The organism is Phocaeicola sp. HCN-6420 (assembly GCF_037890145.1).
GTDB lineage: Bacteria > Bacteroidota > Bacteroidia > Bacteroidales > Bacteroidaceae > Phocaeicola.
Window position 1 is genome coordinate 14,508 of the sequence record NZ_JBBKBJ010000006.1, and the last position, 21,974, is coordinate 36,481.

Annotated in this window: 19 protein-coding genes; 15 read left to right on the forward strand and 4 right to left on the reverse strand. The window is 42.8% G+C overall.

Features of this window, described 5'->3' with window-relative positions; translation table 11 throughout:
* Position 1: 1 nt before the first annotated feature.
* The 4 genes from WKT12_RS05260 to WKT12_RS05275 all read left to right on the forward strand — a co-directional run bounded on the left by WKT12_RS05260 (position 2) and on the right by WKT12_RS05275 (position 5,512).
* Entirely contained in the window at positions 2-1,363 is a 1,362-nt protein-coding gene (locus WKT12_RS05260) for a tetratricopeptide repeat protein (protein WP_340319024.1), read from the forward strand.
* Positions 1,364-1,372: 9 nt separating this feature from the next.
* Positions 1,373-1,981, forward strand: coding sequence for an LPS export ABC transporter periplasmic protein LptC (gene lptC, locus WKT12_RS05265; protein ID WP_340319025.1), 609 nt, complete (start codon positions 1,373-1,375; stop codon positions 1,979-1,981).
* 21 nt (positions 1,982-2,002) lie between these two features.
* On the forward strand, positions 2,003-3,259 hold the full coding sequence (locus WKT12_RS05270) for a hemolysin family protein (RefSeq protein ID WP_340319026.1): 1,257 nt from the start codon (positions 2,003-2,005) through the stop codon (positions 3,257-3,259).
* Between the two features lie 117 nt (positions 3,260-3,376).
* Positions 3,377-5,512: a peptidylprolyl isomerase gene (locus tag WKT12_RS05275; protein WP_021971975.1), complete on the forward strand. Its 2,136-nt coding sequence runs from the start codon at positions 3,377-3,379 to the stop codon at positions 5,510-5,512.
* Positions 5,513-6,015: 503 nt separating this feature from the next.
* Here WKT12_RS05275 and xylE read toward each other — a convergent pair.
* A complete protein-coding gene (xylE, locus tag WKT12_RS05280; protein ID WP_418586962.1) occupies positions 6,016-7,392 on the reverse strand; it encodes a D-xylose transporter XylE in 1,377 nt (458 codons plus the stop codon).
* 205 nt (positions 7,393-7,597) lie between these two features.
* Here xylE and WKT12_RS05285 point away from each other — a divergent pair, with 205 nt between their 5' ends.
* Positions 7,598-8,449 carry a helix-turn-helix domain-containing protein gene (locus tag WKT12_RS05285; protein ID WP_340319028.1) on the forward strand — a complete coding sequence of 284 codons (852 nt, stop codon included), beginning with the start codon at positions 7,598-7,600 and terminating at the stop codon, positions 8,447-8,449.
* Between the two features lie 15 nt (positions 8,450-8,464).
* Here the strand turns inward: WKT12_RS05285 and WKT12_RS05290 are convergent, their stop codons facing one another.
* The gene (locus WKT12_RS05290) at positions 8,465-9,022 is read right to left on the reverse strand and encodes an HdeD family acid-resistance protein (protein ID WP_340319029.1); all 558 of its coding nucleotides are present in this window, start codon (positions 9,020-9,022) and stop codon (positions 8,465-8,467) included.
* Positions 9,023-9,515: 493 nt separating this feature from the next.
* On the opposite strand from WKT12_RS05290, the gene trpB reads away from it, so the two are divergent.
* From trpB to WKT12_RS05340, 10 genes are all read left to right on the forward strand, one after another.
* A complete protein-coding gene (gene trpB, locus WKT12_RS05295; protein WP_340319030.1) occupies positions 9,516-10,706 on the forward strand; it encodes a tryptophan synthase subunit beta in 1,191 nt (396 codons plus the stop codon).
* A gap of 25 nt (positions 10,707-10,731) precedes the next feature.
* On the forward strand, positions 10,732-12,132 hold the full coding sequence (locus WKT12_RS05300; RefSeq protein ID WP_340319031.1) for an anthranilate synthase component I family protein: 1,401 nt from the start codon (positions 10,732-10,734) through the stop codon (positions 12,130-12,132).
* Between the two features lie 15 nt (positions 12,133-12,147).
* Positions 12,148-12,711, forward strand: a complete 564-nt coding sequence (locus WKT12_RS05305; RefSeq protein ID WP_021971969.1) for an anthranilate synthase component II — start codon at positions 12,148-12,150, stop codon at positions 12,709-12,711.
* Between the two features lie 13 nt (positions 12,712-12,724).
* Positions 12,725-13,720, forward strand: coding sequence for an anthranilate phosphoribosyltransferase (gene trpD / locus WKT12_RS05310; RefSeq protein ID WP_021971968.1), 996 nt, complete (start codon positions 12,725-12,727; stop codon positions 13,718-13,720).
* 53 nt (positions 13,721-13,773) lie between these two features.
* Positions 13,774-14,568 carry an indole-3-glycerol phosphate synthase TrpC gene (gene trpC, locus WKT12_RS05315; RefSeq protein ID WP_340319032.1) on the forward strand — a complete coding sequence of 265 codons (795 nt, stop codon included), beginning with the start codon at positions 13,774-13,776 and terminating at the stop codon, positions 14,566-14,568.
* Complete coding sequence (locus WKT12_RS05320; protein WP_340319033.1) at positions 14,565-15,185, forward strand: phosphoribosylanthranilate isomerase; 621 nt, start codon at positions 14,565-14,567, stop codon at positions 15,183-15,185. The genes trpC and WKT12_RS05320 overlap by 4 nt, the downstream gene beginning before the upstream one ends.
* Positions 15,186-15,197: 12 nt before the next feature.
* Positions 15,198-15,974: a tryptophan synthase subunit alpha gene (gene trpA / locus WKT12_RS05325; RefSeq protein ID WP_021971965.1), complete on the forward strand. Its 777-nt coding sequence runs from the start codon at positions 15,198-15,200 to the stop codon at positions 15,972-15,974.
* 168 nt (positions 15,975-16,142) lie between these two features.
* Positions 16,143-17,192 (forward strand): asparaginase, encoded by a 1,050-nt coding sequence (locus tag WKT12_RS05330; RefSeq protein WP_021971964.1) that lies wholly within the window; start codon positions 16,143-16,145, stop codon positions 17,190-17,192.
* A 78-nt stretch (positions 17,193-17,270) separates the two neighbouring features.
* On the forward strand, positions 17,271-17,957 hold the full coding sequence (locus WKT12_RS05335) for a response regulator transcription factor (protein WP_021971963.1): 687 nt from the start codon (positions 17,271-17,273) through the stop codon (positions 17,955-17,957).
* A 14-nt stretch (positions 17,958-17,971) separates the two neighbouring features.
* Positions 17,972-19,759 (forward strand): sensor histidine kinase, encoded by a 1,788-nt coding sequence (locus tag WKT12_RS05340; protein ID WP_021971962.1) that lies wholly within the window; start codon positions 17,972-17,974, stop codon positions 19,757-19,759.
* A 110-nt stretch (positions 19,760-19,869) separates the two neighbouring features.
* Here the strand turns inward: WKT12_RS05340 and WKT12_RS05345 are convergent, their stop codons facing one another.
* Complete coding sequence (locus tag WKT12_RS05345) at positions 19,870-20,493, reverse strand: 4'-phosphopantetheinyl transferase superfamily protein (protein WP_340319034.1); 624 nt, start codon at positions 20,491-20,493, stop codon at positions 19,870-19,872.
* A gap of 4 nt (positions 20,494-20,497) precedes the next feature.
* Positions 20,498-21,850, reverse strand: a complete 1,353-nt coding sequence (gene gldE / locus WKT12_RS05350; RefSeq protein ID WP_021971960.1) for a gliding motility-associated protein GldE — start codon at positions 21,848-21,850, stop codon at positions 20,498-20,500.
* Positions 21,851-21,974 lie beyond the last annotated feature (124 nt).

Genomic DNA, 21,974 nt, shown 5'->3' on the forward strand with positions numbered 1-21,974 from the left:
GATGAAAATGAAGATGTTTACAATGCTGGCTGTACTTTCATTGGGTACAACAGCAGTTTTCGCTCAAAAAGGAGTGGAAGATGGTTCTCGTTTTGGACATGGAGAAGACAGTCTCCGTTGCCTCCAGAACATCAGTATTTATACTGAATACGTAAAGACTAACAACTTCAAGGATGCATACACTCCTTGGAAAGCCGTATTTACAGAAGCTCCGTTGGCACAAGTAGGAACTTATACTAACGGTGCTAAGATTCTTCGTGCCTTGATCGCTGAATCTAAAGATGCTGCACAGCAAAAGACTTACTTAAACGAGTTGATGTCTGTACACGACCAGCGTATCAAATACTTGGATCAACTGAATGGTTTGGTTAGAAATCCGACAACAAAAGGTTCCATCTTGGGTATGAAAGCTCATGACCTTATCGTTTTCTCTGGTCCTAATCTGGATGTTAACACTGCTTATGGTATAGAAAAAGAAGCTGTCGATCTGGAAAAAGAAAACGCAGATTACTTCATGTTCCAGGATATGATGGACTTGTCACTGCGTAAACTGAAAGCAGACAATACCCATAAAGAACAATTCATTCAGGACTACCTGACAGTTTCTGGTTATGCTGATGCTGCTTACAAAGCTACAACAGCAGAAAAGACTAAGAAATTACTGAAAACAGCAAAAGACAATGTAGATGCTTACTTCATCAATAGCGGTACAGCTACTTGTGAAGACATGCAGTCTATCTATGGTCCTAAAGTTGCACAGAACAAATCAAATCTTGATTATCTGAAACAGGTTATCTCTGTTATGGAAATCTTGAAATGTACAAACGAAGAAGCTTATTTCCAGGCCTCAGAAGCAGCTCACGCTATCGAACCGACTGCAGCAACAGCTCTTGGATGTGGTTACATGTACTACAAGAAAGGTGACATCAACAAGAGTGTCAGCTACTTCGACGAAGCAATCGAACTCGAACAAGATCCTATGGAAAAAGCAGAAAACTGCTACAAAGCTGCAATTGCTATTATGAGCCAGAAAATGTATGGCAAAGCAAGACAATATGCAAACAAAGCTCTTTCTTACAATCCGAACATGGGTAAAGCATATATCCTGATTGCACAGATGTATGCAGCTAGTCCAAACTGGGGTGATGAAGCAGCTTTGAACAAATGTACTTACTTTGCAGCTATCGATAAATTGCAGCGCGCCAAGAGTGTAGATCCAAGTGTTGCAGAAGAAGCTAACAAGCTGATCGGAAGCTATTCTGCATATACTCCGAAAGATGAAGACTTGTTCTTCCTAGGCTTGAAGAAGGGTGATTCAGTAACTATCGGTGGATGGATTGGTGAAACTACAACAATCAGATAAATACTTTATATGTCATATAGAGTGACCAACAAAAAACATATAATGATTTTAAACATAACAGTTGCCATCTGGGCAGCTGTTATGTTTATTTTATTGCCTGCATGTAGCAAAAAGAAAGAACTGGCAGCAGCTGTCAATGAAAAAGATTCACTGCCAGACATGCGTACTACCGGTGTCACGACTTTTATATCCGACTCTGGTATGATCCGTTATAAAATAATCACGGCCGAATGGCTGATCTACAGTGAAGTTGATACTCCTTTCTGGGCATTCGAAAAAGGCATCTATCTCGAAAAGTTCGACACGCTTTTTCATATTGATGCAAGTATAAAAGCAGATACCGCCTATTATTACGAGTCCAAGAAGCTATGGGAGCTCCGAAGCAATGTACATATCCGCAGTCAACGTGGAGATAAATTCGATACCCAGCTTATGTACTGGGATCAAGGAAAAGAAAAAATCTATTCCGATCAATTCATACGTATCGAACAGCCAGACAAAATACTGACGGGATACGGATTCGAATCGAATCAGCAGATGACAGAATATCAAATATTCAACAATACAGGTATATTTACGGTAGAAGATACGGCACCAGCTGATACGACCAAAAAATAGAAAACTCTGTACCAATTCAATATGGGACTAATTATAGAACTACTTATATCAATGGCATTTTCCGCATTCTTTTCAGGAATGGAAATTGCCTTTGTTTCTTCCAACAAGTTGCGTTTTGAAATGGAAAAGGACAATGGCATACAAGCCCGTATTTTATCCATTTTTTATCGCAATCCCAATAATTTCATTTCAACCATGCTGGTGGGAAACAATATAGCTCTGGTTGTGTATGGTATTTGGATGGCTCAACTGATAGAAGAGTATATCCTGATAGGCATTATCAATAATCAGGTAGCTTTGGTTACAATAGAAACGCTTATATCTACAGCAATCATTCTCGTAACAGGAGAATTCCTACCCAAGACTTTATTTAAGATAAGTCCTAACAGCACATTACGCGCATTTGCCATACCGACATTTATCTGTTACCTGATACTGTATCCGATCAGCCGCTTTGCCTCTTCCCTGTCAACCTGTATCCTTTATCTTACAGGAACCAAAATAAACAAGGAAACCCAAGATAAAGCATTTACAAAAGTAGATCTGGACTATTTCATACAGAGCAGTATCGAAAAGGTACAAGACCAGAATGCTATTGACACCGAAATAGAAATATTCCGGAATGCACTCGACTTTTCCAGTATCAAAGTACGCGACTGCATGGTTCCGCGTACCGAAATCATTGCTGTAGATGTCAATGCCACGCTGGACGAGCTGAAAGCAGAATTCATTGAGCATGGAATAAGCAAAGTCATCGTTTACCAAGAAGATATAGACAACGTTATCGGCTATATACACTCATCCGAGATGTTTAAATCACTGACCGACTGGCGCCAGCATATACGCACAATCCCCATCATACCAGAAACGATGAGCGCCCACAAACTTATGCAGCAGCTTATGCAACAAAAGCGCTCACTGGCAATCGTTGTAGACGAATTTGGAGGAACATCAGGACTGGTTTCCATGGAAGACTTGGTAGAACAAATCTTCGGTGACATTGAAGACGAACATGATACCAACTCCAGCATAGCCAAAAATATTGGAGAAAACGAATACATATTCTCCGGACGTGTAGAAATTGAAAAAGCGAATGAGGAATTCGGATTAAAACTACCAGAAAGTGATGAATATCAAACGATAGGTGGGCTTATCCTACACGAATATCAAAGTTTCCCTAAAATGCACGAAACAATAACGATAGGAAACTTCCAGTTTAAAATCATCAAAGTTACAGCAACAAAAATAGAGCTGGTTAAGCTAAAAGTTAACAAATAAGCTATTTAAAAGCTCTTAAAATAAAAATTTTTCTATAAAAAAGAGCCTACTAAGTACATTTTTTGTATCTTCGTGCGCTAAAGAAAAAAAACAATAAACAAAAAATAATAACTTTAAATGGCAACTTTACAAACAATCAGAAGCAAAGGACCTCTTTTGGTCATTGTAATCGGTCTTGCCCTTTTTGCCTTCATTGCAGGTGATGCGTGGAAAATTCTTCAGCCGCATCAAGGGAAACAAGACGCTGGAGAAATAAATGGAAACACACTCTCCGTTCAGGACTATCAAAAAATGGTAGACGAATTCAGCGAAGTAATCAAACTGACCAACGGACTGAATTCATTAAACGACGATCAGCTGACTAATATCAAAGATCAGGTTTGGAACACATACGTAACAAACGAACTGATAGCTGCTGAAGCGAAGAAACTTGGACTGAAAGTTACAGACAAAGAACTTCAGGCTATTATCGATGAAGGAACCAATCCGCTGCTGATGCAGACTCCGTTCCGTAACCCGCAAACAGGTGCCTTCGATAAAGATATGTTGAAGAAGTTCTTGGTAGACTATGCAAATCTGGACACAAGCAAAATGCCTGCACAGTATGTTGAATACTATCAGAAGATGGGTAACTTCTGGAAGTTCATCGAAAAGACTTTAAAACAGTCTGTACTTGCAGAAAAATACCAGAACCTGATTGCAAAATCATTAATTTCAAATCCGGTTGCAGCAGAAGATGCATTCAACGGACGTACAGCTCAGTCTGACTTATTGCTGGCAGGTGTTCCTTATTCAAGCATCAGCGATTCTACAATCACAGTTTCGAACGAAGACATCAAGAAACTATATGAAGAAAGAAAAGAATCGTTCAAACAGCCTGTTGAGACACGCGACATCAAATTTATCGATGTACGTATCGTTCCTTCTGACGCCGACCGTCAGGAAGTTCAAAAAGAGGTTACAGAATACAGCAGCCAGCTGACAAATACTACAAGCGACTATGCCGCATTTGTCCGCTCTACAGGTTCTGTTATTCCGTTTGCAGATGTACCGGTAAGCAAAACAGTATTACCTTCTGACATTGCAAGCCGTTTGGATTCTACTTCTGTCAACGAAGTATATGGTCCTTACTACAACCAGGCCGACGATTCTTACAATGCGTTCAAGATTATTGCCAAGACTACAGCTCCGGACTCTATCCAGTTCCGTCAGATTCAGGTATATGCTGATACAGAAGCTAAGACAGCAACATTGGCAGACAGTATTTACAATGCACTGAAGGGTGGAGCAGATTTTGCTGAACTTGCAAAGAAATATGGTCAGACCGGCGAAGCAAACTGGGTTAACTCTCAGAGCTGGGAAGGTGCCTCACTGGATGCAGACAACGCTACTTTCATCAACAAACTGATTTCTCAGCCTGTTGACGAACTGGCAAACATCAAAGTAGGTCAGGCTAATCTTATCCTGCAGGTAATGAACAAGAAGGCGATGAAAGACAAATATACAGTAGCTGTCATCAAACGTCCTGTTGAATTCAGCAAGGAAACTTACAATAAGGCTTACAATAAGTTCAGCCAGTTTGTAGCTCAGAATACAACAATCAAAAATCTTGAAAAGAATGCAGAAGAAGCTGGATACAGTGTTACTCCACGTGCTAACTTCCGCAGCGACGAACATTATGTAGGTGGCGTAAAATCTACTCGCGAAGCTTTGAAATGGGTATTCAGCGCAAAACCGGGCGACGTTTCTCCATTGTATGAATGTGGTGAAAACGATCACCTGATGGTAGTAGCTCTGGAAGCCGTAAATCCGGAAGGTTACGTAAACATCAATAAGGTTTCTGACATGCTGAAGAGTGAAATTCTTCGCGACAAGAAAGCTGAAAAGATTATGGACCAGATGAAAGGCTTCAACTCTTTAGCACAGGTTAAGGGAATGAAAGACGCTATCAGCGATACTGTTAAACATGTTACATTCAATGCTCCTGCATTTATTGCTGTAACTCGTGCCAGCGAACCTGCAATCAGTGCATATGCATCAAAGACTGATCTGAACAAAGTTTCTGCTCCTATCAAAGGTAATGCCGGAGTTTACATGATTCAGGTATACAACAAGGAAAAAGGTACAGAGAAATTTGATGCAAAGAAAGAAGAAGCAGCTCTCTCTGGTATGGCTGTACGCTATGCCGGACAGTGCATCTACGAACTGCGCGACAAAGCTGAAATCGTAGACAAGCGTTACTTGTTCTTCTAAAATTCATTAAGATAATTTTTTGCTGAAAGAGTATAGAGGCGGGCAGACTGAGTTTTCAGTTTGTCCGCTTCGCTTTTATAACAGCTTATGCTTGCCTGTCCTCCCCTATAATCCCCCCGACAATATAGAATTTACGCCGACAGGCTATTTCAAACTTCACGGGAAACGAAACTACATCTCACCTTATTCAGAACAAAATTTGTACAAAAACAAAAATAATTTGTACAAAAATCGTCCAAGACGTGCCGACGTTTTTCCACGCATACGCAGACCCATCCATAATCATTCCACCAGCCGGCAAGTACACAGCTGACGCCGTTTATAGACACGCCTAGACAAATTTTCTTATCCAGGTCTTCATCCACATACCAAAGTCGGACAAATGACGGGAAACAGCAAAAAGAAAGCGGAAAAACAGACGCTGACATCCATTTTCCCGCTTTCTGAAATCTATAAATAATCCGGTGTTTATTTTATCTTAATAGTTTTCCGGTTAAGCCTATTTAGCGTTTGCTTCGGCTAAGCCAGAGCTGATTCATTTCCTCCAAGGTTCTACCCTTTGTTTCAGGTACCCACTTCCAGACAAAGATAGCAGCTATCACACAGATTACGCCGTACAGCGAATAGGCAAAGAACGGACTGACTTCGTACATAGCCGGGAAAGTAGACGATACGAGATAATTAAATATCCACTGGAAAGCTACTGCAATGGCAACAGCTTTACTACGGATTGTGTTAGGGAATATTTCGGCAATCAACACCCACGTAATCGGTCCCCACGACATCATAAATGCAGCAGAGTAAACGATGATACACAAAACAGCCACCATTCCGCTCACATGGAACTCATCACAAGCCGCAGTACCCAGTGCACCGATAGCCATACCTATAGATCCGATAATAAGCAATGGCTTTCTTCCCACCTTCTCTACCGTAAAGATAGCAACCAGCGTAAAGGTAATATTTACTATACCCATAATAACCGTCTGCATCATACCGTCGCCTCCGCCGCCAATCTTTTCGAAAATACGAGGAGCATAATAAAGCACGGCATTAATACCGATAGCCTGCTGGAAGACAGAAAGTAAAATTCCGATGACAATCACAGACACACCATAAGTAAACAGCTTCTCGGTCTTCTCGGCTGTAACCGACTTAATGTCCGAGAAAATTTTCTTTGCCTTTTCCGGACCGTTGATGCGCTCCAGCACATAGAGAGCCTTTGAGTCATTTCCTTCCATAACCAGATAACGTGGAGTTTTCGGGACAAAGAAAAGAAGAATTGCAAATACGGCTGCCGGATAAGCTTCCGACAAGAACATCTGACGCCATCCGTCGGATACCAGGGTTTCTTCAGTCATTCCATCCTTAATCATGTAATTCACAAAATAAACCACCAGCATACCAAAGATTACGGCAAACTGATTACATGAAACAAGTTTACCACGAATTTCGGAAGGAGCAACTTCGGCAATGTACATCGGACTGATAGCAGAGGCCAAACCTACACCTACGCCACCCAATATACGGTAGAAATTGAATGCCAAAATCAGGGCAAACGACGTATCTCCCTTATCGAAAAAGATAAATTCCGGATAATACGAACCCAATGCCGACAGGAAAAGCAGCACAGCCGACAGACGTAGAGAATTACGCCGCCCCATGCGTGAAGCACATACTCCGGAGATGGCTCCACCTATTACACACCCGATCAATGCACTGGAAGCTGTAATGCCATGCCAAAATGCGTTTAATCCCAAATGTTTCTGAAGAGCTTGTTCCGCTCCTGAAATAACAGCGGTGTCATATCCGAAAAGAAGACCGCCCAAAATGGCCACTAAGACCAAACTAACCAAATACAAATTACTGTTTTTCACGATATTAAATTTATAGTTTTCGTACTGGTTACGAAAATACAAAATCTATTCTTTCATCGTACTTCCCGTTAAGTCTTTTTCACATTGTAATACATATTTCATCATATTAAAAATTAGTTTCTTAACGAATCTAAGCACAAATGTGTAACATTTGGAACTCTCAGGCAAAAAAATTATATTTGCTACAGATTATATAAAGAAGAATTAAATGAAACGAATAAACTCATTAGAGTCTATACCAGAAAATATTGATATGCTGACAGGCATTGACCTCATAGGCAACATCAAGAATCTCTTTAAGAATCCGGTTCAAATGCCTGGATGTCTTTTCTTGCTGTGTATCCGAGGGAACTGTACAATCACTATACACCTGAACAAATACGAACTAAAGAAGAATACGATTGCCATTATTTTTCCACATCAGTTTGTACAAATAATGGATGCAAGCAAGGATTGCCGGTTTATTTTTGTAGGATTTTCTCAAAAACTGGTCCAAAGCCCTCCCTTGTTTTCACGCATGATTGAATATACCCCATCGATATTTGAAGAACCGGTTATCGAGCTGAGCCCCGAGGCCGCAGGGATATTCTATGAATATTTTAAGGTACTGATTAAGGCAATGCGTCTGCAAGACACCTTCATCAGGAACGAACAAGCCTATTTAATATGCAGCCAGCTGATATTAGGCTTAGGAAATATATATAAACAAAGAGAAGGAAGCGAACGCCCCCGATACAACCGCAATCAGGAAATAGTAAAGGAACTGATTCGAATTGTCATACAAAACTACAAGCAGGAACGCAACATTTCGTTCTATGCCGAGAAAATGCACTTATCGCCTCAGCATCTCAGTACGACAATCAAGAAAACAACAGGGAAAACCCTGACAGATATCATATCGACTTTTGTAATACGCGATGCCCAGGCGAAACTCCGCTCCACCGAGCTGACCATTCAGGAAATCGCATATTCATTAAACTTCCCCGATATTTCTTTCTTCGGGAAGTACTTTAAACGATATACAGGCATGTCGCCCAAGCAATACCGTAACATGGAATAGTTGGAAAAAATCCAACTATTCCTCTATAATTTTTACATCCGTCACATTCTTGTTCCGTTTGCCGTAATAAAACAAAAGGCGAATAAGATCATTCAAAGCATATACGATGGATGCTATTCCGAGAACAATAAACGGAATGGTGGCTGCCGTAAACGGATTGAAAAGGATAACAATACCTGCAGCTAAAATCAAGACCGAAATCACATATAGAAAAACGGGAACTTTTATGATTTTGCGAACTGATATGAAGTTTATCAGCTGCGACAAACTACCCAATACGAGAAGTACTCCCAGCAGATACATCAGAATATTCACAAAAAAGTCCGGCATAATCATCAGCCAGAATCCCAGCAAAGTACTGCCCAGTGCTATAATAGGAAATGTTCTCTCCACTTCGGTATTCCTGCGCCGATAAAAAACATAGGATAACAATCCCATCAGGCCCGGCAACAAGAAAAGCACTCCTACCGTGATGACAAGATAAATAATGGCAGCTTCAGGCCATATCACCAGCAATATTCCGATTACCAGTGCACACACGCTGCCCAGGGCAGCATAACTTAATGATTTCATATGTCAGTTAAAATTTATTATAATACGAATATACCTTATTATTCGTACATAAACAAATTTCAGAACCGATTTGCCCAATGTCCTGATGATTTTTTCTTACTCACAAGAAATATTCGGCTTCTTCCGATAAAAACTTCACTCCAGAGAGGTACACTAAACAGGTCGTCCTCCTGTCCGAAACCCGACAGCCTGCAGCAAAGGCAAACAGCTTTGTGCATTATAGACAGTTTTTTTGCAAAAAAGTTTTTCTTTTATTTGGATATTCCATTTTTATCTCTACATTTGCAACCGATAATCAATTTATAATTTACACGTCATGAAACAAACAATGGTAAATACATTCTTCTGGTGGCGCCTCTTGCAACTTCATAAGTCGTAAGGGAACATCAGTCGTGTGTATATATACCATTTAACTTATAGTAATAAGATATAGCAAAAGGCTGTCGTAACTTACGACAGCCTTTTTTGTTTTTCCCCCAATAATATCACTTTTATGAAAACGTATCAAGTAGACAAGAACGGTTTTTATGGAAACTTCGGTGGAGCATATATCCCCGAAATTCTGTACCAATGCGTAGAAGATCTGAAAAACGCATATCTGGAAGTCATGGAATCGGAAAGCTTCAAGCAAGAGTTCGCCCAGCTCCTGCGCGATTATGTGGGACGCCCCTCTCCACTGTACCTCGCCAAGCGGCTTTCTGAAAAATACGGATGTAAAATCTATCTGAAAAGAGAAGACCTGAATCACACAGGAGCACACAAGATAAACAATGCTATCGGACAAGTCCTTCTGGCTCGCCGTATGGGCAAAAAACGTATCATCGCCGAAACCGGAGCCGGACAGCACGGAGTGGCTACAGCTACCGTATGTGCACTGATGAACATGGAGTGCATCGTATATATGGGCAAGACAGATGTGGAACGCCAGCACATTAATGTGGAGAAAATGAAAATGCTGGGAGCAACCGTACGAGCCGTAACTTCCGGAAACATGACACTGAAAGATGCTACAAACGAGGCTATCCGCGACTGGTGCTGTCATCCTGAAGATACTTATTACCTGATCGGCTCTACCGTAGGCCCGCACCCCTATCCCGACATGGTGGCCCGGCTGCAATCTGTCATCAGTAAGGAAATCAAAAAGCAGCTTCAAGAACACGAGGGACGCAATTACCCCGACTACCTGATAGCCTGCGTAGGCGGAGGAAGCAATGCCGCCGGTACGATTTATCATTACATCGACGACGAACGTGTCAATATTGTACTGGCTGAAGCTGGAGGAAAAGGTATAGACAGCGGAATGTCGGCTGCCACAATCCACCTGGGCCGGTTGGGAATCATTCATGGTTCGAAAACATTGCTGATGCAGGATGAGGACGGACAAATTATCGAACCGTATTCTATCTCTGCCGGACTGGACTATCCGGGCATCGGACCCATGCATGCGAATCTGGCCGAACAGCACCGTGCAACCGTTCTTGCCATCAACGATGATGAAGCTATCCGTGCAGCTTACGAACTGACCCGACTGGAAGGTATTATTCCGGCACTGGAGTCGGCACACGCACTGGGAGCACTCGACAAGCTGTCATTCAAGCCCGAAGATATCGTTGTTCTGACTGTTTCGGGAAGAGGCGACAAGGATATAGAAACTTATTTAAACAATGAACCGGCCAACGACTGATTTTCACCCTTAAAGTTACAATACAATGACAACATATACTTATCATACCGCACATAAAGTAATGCTGGGCGACCTGCATACTCCGGTCAGTACCTACCTGAAAGTACGCGACCTCTTTCCACAAAGCGCACTGATGGAGAGCTCCGACTATCACGGAACCGAAAACAACCGTTCGTTCATCGCTTTCAACCCGATAGCAAGTATCAGCATCAACCATGGAATGGCCACAGCAGTCTTTCCCGATGATACACGTATTGAAACAGCACTGAGTGACACTTTTACGGCAGAAAATGCCATCAATGAATTTCTTTCCCGCTTCAAGGTAGAAGGAGAATATGCCGGCTACTGCGGGTTGTACGGGTATACAACATTCAATGCCGTACGTTATTTCGAACGGATTCCGGTAAAAGACAGCCGTGACCCAAAGAACGACGCACCCGAAATCCTCTACATTTTATACAAATACCTGATTGTCTTCAACGATTTCAAGAGCGAAATGGTACTGATTGAAATGCAAGATGGGGAAGGCAGCAGTCACATCCATGAAATAGAAAAAGCCATCAACAACCGGAACTATACGACTTATGATTTCTATCCCATAGGGGAAACGACCAGCACACTGACCGATGAGGAACATAAAGCCAATATCCGCAAAGGCATAGCCCACTGCCTGCGGGGAGATGTTTTTCAAGTAGTTCTCTCGCGCCGTTTCATCCAGAAGTTTCAAGGCGACGACTTCAAACTGTACCGGGCACTAAGAAGCATCAATCCGTCACCCTATCTGTTTTACTTCGATTTCGGAGGTTTCCGTATTTTCGGTTCTTCTCCCGAAACCCACTGCAAGATAGAAAACGGACAAGCTACTATCGATCCGATAGCCGGTACTACCCGGCGCAGCGGAGACAAGGAAACCGACAGGCAACTGACAGCTTCCCTCCTTGCCGACCCGAAAGAGAATGCCGAACATGTCATGCTGGTCGATTTGGCACGAAATGACTTGAGCCGCAATTGCCACAATACCCACATCGAATTTTTTAAGGAACCTCAATATTACAGTCATGTCATTCATCTGGTAAGCCGGGTAAGCGGAACACTGGAAAAGACCACCAATCCGGTACGTACGTTCATCGATACGTTCCCCGCCGGGACACTGAGTGGTGCTCCAAAAGTCCGTGCCATGCAACTCATCAGCGAAATAGAGCCACACAACCGTGGGGTGTATGGAGGATGTATCGGTTTCATCGGACTAAACGGTTCCCTGAACCAGGCGATTACCATCCGAACCTTTGTAAGCCGCAACAACGAGCTCTGGTTTCAGGCCGGAGGCGGCATTACGGCACTGAGCAATGAAGAAAACGAATTACAGGAAGTCAACAACAAGCTGGGAGCACTGAAAAAGGCAATCCTTTTGGCTGAAAAATTATAAAAAGACATAGGAACAATGAAAATAGTCATCATAGACAATTACGACTCGTTTACTTACAACCTGAGTCATTTGATAAAAGAACTTGGAGCCGACGTAACAGTACTGCGCAACGATTGCTTCCAGTTGGACGAACTGGAACAGTTCGACAAAATTGTACTTTCGCCGGGACCGGGAATACCGGAAGAAGCCGGTTTGTTGCTGGATGTAATCCGGAAATATGCCGGACGCAAACCCATACTGGGAGTTTGTCTGGGAGAGCAAGCCATCGGCGAGGTATTCGGCGGTAAACTGACGAATCTCGAAACAGTATATCACGGCATACAAAGTCCGGTTACCATTACTGCCGACGATTACATCTTCCACCAACTTCCCCACGAAATTCCCGTAGGACGTTACCATTCGTGGGTAGTCGATACAAACGGATTTCCAGATAGTCTGGAAATAACAGCCGTAAGTCGCGAAGGATATGTTATGGCATTGCGCCACCGGAATTATGATATTCGAGGCATTCAGTTCCACCCAGAATCAATTCTTACCCCTGATGGCAAGCAAATGATGCAAAACTGGTTAAATCACTAAAAATGTTACTACAATGAAAGAAATACTTATACGACTTTTTGCCCACGAAGAACTCTCGCACGAAGAGGCATACAACCTGATGAAGGGTATTACCCGAGGCGACTACAACGAAGCTCAGATTGCGTCACTGCTTACAGTATTCCAGATGCGCGGTATAAAGGTGAACGAACTGACCGGATTTCGTGAAGCACTTCTCACTACCCGTGTACCGGTTGATTTCTCTGATTTCGAGCCAATTGACATTGTAGGTACGGGAGGTGACGGAAAAAACACATTCAATATCTCTACCTGCGCCTGCTTCGTTGTAGCAGGAGCCGGATATGCTGTCGCCAAACACGGCAACTATGGTGCCACTTCAGTCAGCGGAGCCAGCAATGTCATGGAACAGCATGGAGTCAAATTTACAAACGACGAAAGCAAGCTGCGCCGCTCCATCGAAGCATGCGGCATGGCCTATCTGCACGCTCCCCTTTTCAATCCTGCCATGAAAACCGTGGCTCCGGTTCGAAAAGCTTTGCAAGTACGTACCTTATTTAACCTTCTTGGCCCGCTCGTCAACCCGTGCCTGCCAGCCTATCAGTTGCTGGGTGTAGCCGATCTTCCGCAAATGCGACTCTACACCAATACTCTGCAGCGTCTGAACATCGGCTTTGCCGTGGTCAACAACCTCGACGGATACGACGAAATCTCTCTGACTGACGAGTTCAAGGTCATGACGAACCGTTACGAAACGATATACCGTCCTTCCGATTTGGGCTTTACCATTGCCCGACGCGAGGAGCTGTACGGCGGAAACACACCGGAAGAAGCAGCCCGGATATTCGACAATGTACTGCAAAATCAGGCTACCAAGGCACAAACCGACTGCGTGCTGATAAATGCTTCGTTCGCCATACAGGCACGTGAACCGCAAAAACCGATAGAAACATGCGTGGCATTGGCAAAAGAGTCACTGGAAAGTGGACGGGCATGGAATACTTTCTGCAAATTCGTCAGCATGAACAACTGAAAACGTCAGCACATTTTTATTAAAACATCACCACATTTAAAAAAAACGTCACCATGAATCAAGACATATTGACCGACATTATCGCACATAAGCGAAAAGAGCTTGAGGCACAAGAAGCTGCGGTTTCTGCTTCATTTCTCGAAAACCACATCGGAAACATTGCCGCCACACGCAGCATGAAAGAGAGGCTTCTGTCTTCTTCCACCGGAATCATTGCCGAATTCAAGCGCCGTTCCCCATCAAAGGGCTGGATTAACCGCGAAGCCGACGCCTCCGTAATTCCTCACGGCTACGAACAGGCGGGAGCCGCTGCTCTCTCCATCCTGACAGACGAGATGTTTTTTGGCGGTTCACTGAAAGATATCCGGATTGCCCGTCCGACAGTCAATCTCCCGATTCTGCGCAAAGATTTCATCATCAGCCGGTATCAGTTATTACAAGCCAAGGTTGCACAAGCCGATGCAGTACTGCTGATTGCAGCAGCCCTGACTCCGGACGAATGCAAGATGCTGGCATCCGAAGCACACGAACTGCAACTCGAAGTGCTGCTCGAATTACATCGGGAAGAAGAACTGGAATACATCAACGACCATATAGATATGATAGGCATAAACAACCGTAATCTGGGAACCTTTCACACCGACACAGAGAACTCATTTCGACTTGCCGAAAAACTTCCTCAAGACAAAGTATTGGTTTCGGAAAGCGGAATCTCACAAGCGGAAACGGTCGTCAAGTTACGTGAAGCGGGCTTCCGAGGCTTCTTGATTGGGGAGAATTTTATGAAGACCAATCATCCGGAAACTGCATTAAGCCAGTTTATCCATCATATTCATTCTGCCTTATGATAGTTAAAGTATGTGGCATGCGCCAACCCGAGAACATCCGTGAAGTAGAAAGAGCCGGAGCCGACTGGATGGGGTTTATCTGTTACCAGCGTTCCCCACGCTTTGTTCCGTCAACCCCTCTCTATCTTCCCGTACAGTCAAAGCGTATCGGAGTTTTTGTCAACGCCGATTATGAAACAATTATTACACGAGCAAGCGAACTGAGGCTCGATTACCTTCAACTGCATGGCTCGGAATCTCCCGCCCTGTGTCAGAAACTTCGGGCCAAAGGATTCAGACTGATAAAAGCATTCTCCTTTCGTAGCTCTTCGGAGGTGGAACGGACAAACGAATATGTGCCGTACTGCGATTATTTCCTCTTCGATACGCCATGCCGTGAATACGGAGGTTCGGGACGATCGTTCGACTGGAATATACTAAGCAGCTATCACGGTAACACTCCTTTCCTGCTGAGCGGAGGCATCTGCCCTGAAAGTCTGGAGGCTTTGTCCGGATTTCATCATCCTGCCTGGGCAGGAATCGACCTGAACAGTGGCTTCGAAACTGCTCCGGCACACAAAGATGTAGCAAAACTCAAACATTTTATCAAGCAATTCAGATTATTAACCAACAAATAAAACCATACAACTATGAACCGTATTAATGAATTATTCAACCGCAAACATCATGATATTCTCTCCTTATATTTCTGTGCCGGAAGCCCTACCCTGGAAAGTACTGCAACCGTTATCAGAACACTTGAACAGAAAGGCATCGACCTGATAGAAATAGGCATACCGTTCAGTGACCCGATGGCCGACGGTGTAGTTATCCAAGAGGCTGCAACCCAAGCCTTACGAAACGGAATGACACTGAAAAAACTCTTCGGGCAACTGAAAGATATCCGCCAGAACGTCAATATTCCTCTCATTCTTATGGGGTACCTGAATCCTATTATGCAATACGGCTTCGAGAATTTCTGTCAAAGCTGCCAGACATGTGGAATAGATGGCATCATTATACCCGACCTGCCTTTCAAAGATTATCAGGAAGAATACCGTCCGGTAGCCGAACGTTACAATCTGCGTATCATTATGCTGATAACTCCCGAAACCAGCGAAGAGCGTATTCGTGAAATAGACCAGCACACCGACGGATTTATTTATATGGTTTCTTCGGCAGCTACCACTGGAGCACAAAAAAATTTCGACGAACAGAAGCAAGCATACTTCCGACGCATTGAAAAGATGAAGCTGCATAATCCGCGTATGATAGGCTTCGGTATTTCGAACAGACAAACTTACGAAGCAGCTGCTGCCTATGCTTCCGGATGTATAATCGGCAGTAAATTTGTCACTCTGCTAAATGAGGAAAAAGGAGATGCCGGAAAGGCCGCCGACCGCCTGAAGCATCTGCTGGAGTTATAAAATTAAAAGATATAAAGCTCCGATAAAAACAAAAATGAAACTGCAACGGGGTGCAAACAATTGATTTATCACAATAAAACAAGCATTTTGTTATTTTATTAAATCAAACATTACGAGGTTATAACTCTTTTTACTATCTTTGTGACAAATTAAGCAATAGACACGAACATGATTAAGCCAGATTATCCTTCCGTTTTGCTAATCTATACCGGAGGTACGATTGGAATGATCGAGAATCCGGAAACAGGAGCACTGGAAGCTTTCAACTTTGACCAACTTCAGGAAAATGTTCCGGAATTGAAACGTTTCAATTATCGTATCTCTTCTTACCAGTTCAACCCTCCCATCGATTCGTCCGACATGGAACCTGCTTTATGGAGCAAACTGGTAAAGATTATCCATTACAATTACGATAACTTCGATGGTTTCGTTATTCTGCACGGAACGGATACCATGGCTTATACGGCATCGGCACTCAGCTTCATGCTGGAAAACCTAAGCAAGCCTGTCATCCTGACAGGAAGCCAGCTACCCATCGGCGTGCTGCGTACCGACGGAAAAGAAAATCTGATAACCTCTATCGAAATAGCTGCGGCCAAACATCCGGACGGACGAGCTATCGTACCTGAGGTGTGTATCTTCTTTGAAAATCTATTGCTGCGCGGAAATCGTACCACCAAAATCAACGCTGAAAATTTCAATGCTTTCCGCTCGTATAATTATCCTCCTCTGGCTACTGCAGGAATACACATCAAATATGAATACGACCGTATCCGCAAGGCAGACTTAAATCTTCCGATGCACCCGCATTATGTATTCGATACCAATGTGCTTATTCTTACGATATTCCCCGGTATTCAGGAGAATGTAGTAAGTAATGTATTCCGTATACCAGGACTGAAAGCGGTAGTCCTGAAAACATACGGTTCGGGAAATGCGCCACAAAAGCCTTGGTTCATTCGTCTGCTTAAGGAGGCAACACAACGAGGTATCGTCATTGTGAACATCTCTCAATGTCCGGCAGGCATGGTAGAGATGGGACGATATGAAACGGGACTGCACCTGCTGGACGCAGGTGTTATCAGCGGATATGATGCTACGGTAGAAAGTGTATTGACAAAACTGATGTTCCTGCTCGGCCATAACCTGACTCCCAGGGAAGTACGTGCCGAAATGAATCGTTCCCTTGTTGGAGAATTTACCCGTCCCGAATTGTAACATCTTTGTAATACCTATTTCATCGTGACGAAACAAAAAAGCACCACCTTTGCACCAATAAATAATAAACAAAGCACTATGAACGATTATCGTATTCTTGTTGTAGACGATGAAGAGGACCTCTGCGAGATTCTGAAGTTCAATCTCGAAATGGAAGGATATACAGTAGACACAGCTAACTCTGCCGAGGAGGCTTTGAAACTGGATATTGCACAATACAACTTACTACTGCTGGATGTGATGATGGGAGAAATTTCCGGTTTCAAGATGGCGCGTATGCTAAAGGCAGACAAAGATACCGCCGAAATACCTATCATCTTCATTACAGCAAAAGATACGGAAAATGATACAATCACCGGATTCAACCTGGGAGCTGACGACTATATTTCAAAACCTTTCTCCCTGCGTGAGGTTATCATGCGTGTAAAGGCTGTATTGCGTCGTACTGCCGGCGTACAAATCAAGGAAGAAGAACAGATTCAGTATAAAGGACTTATTATCAACATTCCTCAAAAGAAGGTAACAATAGATGGCGAAGAGGCTTCTCTTACCAAAAAGGAGTTCGAAATTTTATTGCTGCTGCTCCAAAATCAGGGACGAGTATTTTCACGCGAAGATATCCTTGCCAAGGTATGGAACGATGAAGTATATGTACTCGACCGTACCATTGATGTAAATATTACTCGCCTGCGTAAAAAAATAGGAAATTACGGCAAATATATAGTAACCCGACTCGGATATGGTTACTGCTTCGAATGTGAATAATTCAAAGGATTACCATGACTAAACTTTCATACCGCTTACTACCATTCAGCAAACGGCTTTTTCTTTCAGTAGTATCCTTATTTCTTGCCTTTGCTGTCTGCTTTATGCTCTTTCAGTATCAGCGTGAAAAATCATATAAAAGCGAATTGCTGAACACGCAGTTACAGAATTATAACGCACAGTTATACGACTTTATCGGCGAGAACGACAATTTCAGTGTCGATACCTTACAGCACTATGTTACTACGCATATGATTCCCAATCTGCGCGTAACACTTATTACTGCTGAAGGTGAGGTACTTTATGATAATACTCAGAAGGATATAAGCCAGTTTAAGAATCATAGCTCCCGAAAAGAAGTTCAAGACGCCCTGATGTATGGCAGTGGATATTCCATCAGTCGTTATTCGGAAAGTCTGAACGGAGAAGAATTTTTTTATTCTGCACGTTACTACCCTGCCAAGCAGGTTATTATACGCTCTGCCTTACCTTACAATGTAAGCCTAAGCGAGCATCTGCGTGCTGATTCAGGCTTTGTTTGGTTTACCATTATCATCAGCCTGATATTGATGACGCTGTTTTACCGCTTTACACATAAGCTGGGAACTTCTATTACCCAGTTGCAACAGTTTGCCTTGAAAGCTGACCGCAACGAGCCGATAGACCTTGATATTCTGGAAACATTTCCAAAGAATGAGTTGGGAGAGATTTCGCAACATATCATAAAGATATATAAGCGATTACACCGGGCAAAGGAAGCACTGTACATCGAACGTGAAAAATTGATTTCACACCTGCAGACTTCGCATGAAGGACTCGGAGTTTTTACCCGTGAACGAAACGAGATTCTGGTAAATAATCTGTTTACTCAATATGCAAATACGATTTCCGACCATAATCTTGCCTCTACAGAAGAAGTTTTTTCAATACCGGAACTGGCGCCCATTACGGACTTTCTGAACAGAAATGAGGGTAATTTCCACAAGGAAGAAAAAAGATTCTCCTTGCATATCGACAAGAATGCACGTTCATTTTCGGTAGAATGTATCATCTTTCAAGATCATGCTTTCGAAATTTCTATCATCGATATTACGCAGGAAGAAGAACAGGCTCGATTGAAACGCCAGCTTACCCAGAATATTGCACACGAGTTGAAAACACCGGTAAGCAGTATACAGGGATATCTGGAAACAATCCTGAACAATCCTAATATATCTCCGGCTACGATGCATACATTTCTGGAGCGCAGTTATGCACAGAGTAACCGTCTGACGATTCTATTGCGTGATATATCGGTACTGACCCGCATGGATGAAGCTCCACATCTTGTAGAGATTGAAACAGTAAACTTGAGCAAGATGATAGAGAACATGTTGAACGAAGTTGCACTGAATCTGGAAGAAAAACAAATAAAGGTTGTCAATAAGCTACCATTCGACCTGAAACTGGAAGGCAACAGTTCACTTATCTATTCTATTTTCCGTAATTTAATGGATAATGCGATTGCGTATGCAGGAACAGGAGTTACGGTCACAATCAACTGTTTCCGCGAAGATGAGAAATTCTACTACTTCAGCTTCTCTGATACGGGCGTGGGAGTACCGGAAGAACACCTGAACCGCTTGTTCGAACGCTTCTATCGCGTAGACAAAGGACGCTCACGTAAATTAGGAGGAACAGGATTAGGACTTGCCATTGTGAAGAATGCCGTGCTTTTCCACGGCGGTACAATCTTTGCAAAGAACAATCCTCATGGTGGACTGGAATTCGTCTTCACTCTACAAAAAAATAAAGAGAATTAATTCAGGAGTACACAACTCTAAAAGTTGAACATACTAAAATTCCCTTGTCAAGCTCTATTACACAGAACATGACAAGGGAATTTTCTATTATAACCTTCCGAAAAAAGCATTCAATTGACACACCAAGTACACACAAAATCAGGATTTACCAGATAATGCAAGCTAAAGCAAGCTTTACGGACAGTACGGAACTCTTGCCCCTCGCACCGACCTTCTGCTAAAAGCTGAAACGGATATATGCGAAGATGCGTCAGAAAGTCGACCTCTTCCACTCCCATCAGCTTATACATTGTTTCTTTTGCCGACCAGTGTACAAGCAGATAAGAAGTATCTGTCGCGTCATCAAACTCCTCCGGATACATAAAACGCCCTACCACCTTACGTACTCGTTCGGATACATATTCAATATCAATGCCAACGTCCTTCTGTGAATGCAATCCGACAGCTACATATCCACGCGTATGAGAAATGGTAATATGAAAACTTCCGTCAGTAAGATAAGGTTTTCCCGAAGGAAGATGCCGGATATGTTTTTCTTCGCCACATAATGTACGCAACAGTACTCGCACCGCCAGATATTCCAACCGACGTGATTCAGCTTTGAGACATGCAAGTTCTTCATCGTAAGGTAATGCCGTAGAAGTCAGCATTTCTCGCAACTGTTCTGCAGTTTCTTCCACGCGCCAGACTGCAAAGCAGGCTTCCTCTTCATTCCATTTCTTCCACAATGGCATACATTTACTCTTCTTTTTCCTTTTCCGGCTTTTTGCCGACAGTTACTTTTACTTTTACAATACGACGAGCGTCCATTTCCAGAATCTCGAACCGGTAACGATTGAAATTAATGACTTCATGCAGTACAGGGAATTCTCCTTTCAGCTCCAACAACAGACCAGCCAGTGTATCAGCATCCCCTGCCACACTTTCAAAATCATCCGGATCAATCTCCGCTAATTTATAGAAATCAGACAATAATGTTTTTCCCTCGAATATATATACATTCTCGGATATCTTTACATATGTACGTTCTTCTTCATCGTATTCATCGTTTATCTCACCGACAATCTCTTCGATGATATCTTCCATAGTCACAATACCCGACGTACCACCAAACTCATCGACAACAATTGCAATATGAATTTTGTTTGCCTGAAAATCGCGCAACAAATCGTCAATCATCTTCGTTTCCGGCACAAAGTACGCCGGACGAATCAAATTCTGCCATTTAAAGTCAGCTCCTTTATCAAGATAAGGCAACAAATCTTTGATATACAAAATACCTTTAATATTGTCACGTGACTCTTCGTACACCGGAATTCGTGAATACGCATTATCCACGATACACTTTATCACATCAGGGAACGGAGTATTTATCTCTAAGTCTACAATATCGAGCCGGGAAGTCATAACTTCTTCAGCCGTTTCTTCACCAAACCGGATAATACCTTTCAACATATTACTTTCTTCGGATATTTCATTTTTATCCGTCAGTTCAAGTGCCTGCGAAAGATCATCGACCGATAAATTGGGGACTTTCCGTTTACGGGTCAGCTTATTAATCAAAAAAGTAGAGTGTACCAGCAGATTTGAAACCGGTTTAAACACTGAAAGCAACACAGAAATGACCGGAGCCGCCTTACGACAGAATTTCAATGTATTCTGCGCTGAGTAAATTTTCGGCATAATTTCGCCAAAAAGTAATAACAGAAACGTAAGTACAACGGTAATCAGTATGAACTCCAACAGTTTAGCATCACCAAAATCTATCACACTGGCAAAAAAGAAATTGCACAACATGATAATTGTCACATTGACAAAATTATTCGAAATAAGAATTGTGGCAAGCAAACGCTCCGAATCATCAAGTAATGCCTTAATGCGCGAGTCGGAAGGATGCTCATTCTCTTCAATTTTACTAAGATCGGAAGGAGAAAGCGAAAAAAAGGCTATTTCGGAAGCCGAAACAAAGCCAGAAGCATACAAAAGTAAAATTGCAAGTATTAATGCAATCATAGCCCCTACAGTAGGGGGCACGACGGTCACTCCGTCACATAAATCCCGTAAATAGGATATACACGAGTCAGGGTCCAAGGAATAAATATTTAGTTAAACATCAATTATCATTTTGTCTCTTTCACTATAAGCGTGTAGTTCCGCCTCGTCGTTATTCCACGACTTCAACCTTTTCTACATGGCCTATGGTGAAAGAGCTGTC

Coding starts and splice junctions, on each gene's coding strand:
- WKT12_RS05260 (WP_340319024.1), top strand. CDS start 2: ATGAAAATGAAGATGTTTACAATGCTGGCTGTACTTTCATTGGGTACA.
- lptC (WP_340319025.1), top strand. CDS start 1,373: ATGTCATATAGAGTGACCAACAAAAAACATATAATGATTTTAAACATA.
- WKT12_RS05270 (WP_340319026.1), top strand. CDS start 2,003: ATGGGACTAATTATAGAACTACTTATATCAATGGCATTTTCCGCATTC.
- WKT12_RS05275 (WP_021971975.1), top strand. CDS start 3,377: ATGGCAACTTTACAAACAATCAGAAGCAAAGGACCTCTTTTGGTCATT.
- WKT12_RS05285 (WP_340319028.1), top strand. CDS start 7,598: ATGAAACGAATAAACTCATTAGAGTCTATACCAGAAAATATTGATATG.
- WKT12_RS05290 (WP_340319029.1), bottom strand. CDS start 9,022: ATGAAATCATTAAGTTATGCTGCCCTGGGCAGCGTGTGTGCACTGGTA.
- trpB (WP_340319030.1), top strand. CDS start 9,516: ATGAAAACGTATCAAGTAGACAAGAACGGTTTTTATGGAAACTTCGGT.
- WKT12_RS05300 (WP_340319031.1), top strand. CDS start 10,732: ATGACAACATATACTTATCATACCGCACATAAAGTAATGCTGGGCGAC.
- WKT12_RS05305 (WP_021971969.1), top strand. CDS start 12,148: ATGAAAATAGTCATCATAGACAATTACGACTCGTTTACTTACAACCTG.
- trpD (WP_021971968.1), top strand. CDS start 12,725: ATGAAAGAAATACTTATACGACTTTTTGCCCACGAAGAACTCTCGCAC.
- trpC (WP_340319032.1), top strand. CDS start 13,774: ATGAATCAAGACATATTGACCGACATTATCGCACATAAGCGAAAAGAG.
- WKT12_RS05320 (WP_340319033.1), top strand. CDS start 14,565: ATGATAGTTAAAGTATGTGGCATGCGCCAACCCGAGAACATCCGTGAA.
- trpA (WP_021971965.1), top strand. CDS start 15,198: ATGAACCGTATTAATGAATTATTCAACCGCAAACATCATGATATTCTC.
- WKT12_RS05330 (WP_021971964.1), top strand. CDS start 16,143: ATGATTAAGCCAGATTATCCTTCCGTTTTGCTAATCTATACCGGAGGT.
- WKT12_RS05335 (WP_021971963.1), top strand. CDS start 17,271: ATGAACGATTATCGTATTCTTGTTGTAGACGATGAAGAGGACCTCTGC.
- WKT12_RS05340 (WP_021971962.1), top strand. CDS start 17,972: ATGACTAAACTTTCATACCGCTTACTACCATTCAGCAAACGGCTTTTT.
- WKT12_RS05345 (WP_340319034.1), bottom strand. CDS start 20,493: ATGCCATTGTGGAAGAAATGGAATGAAGAGGAAGCCTGCTTTGCAGTC.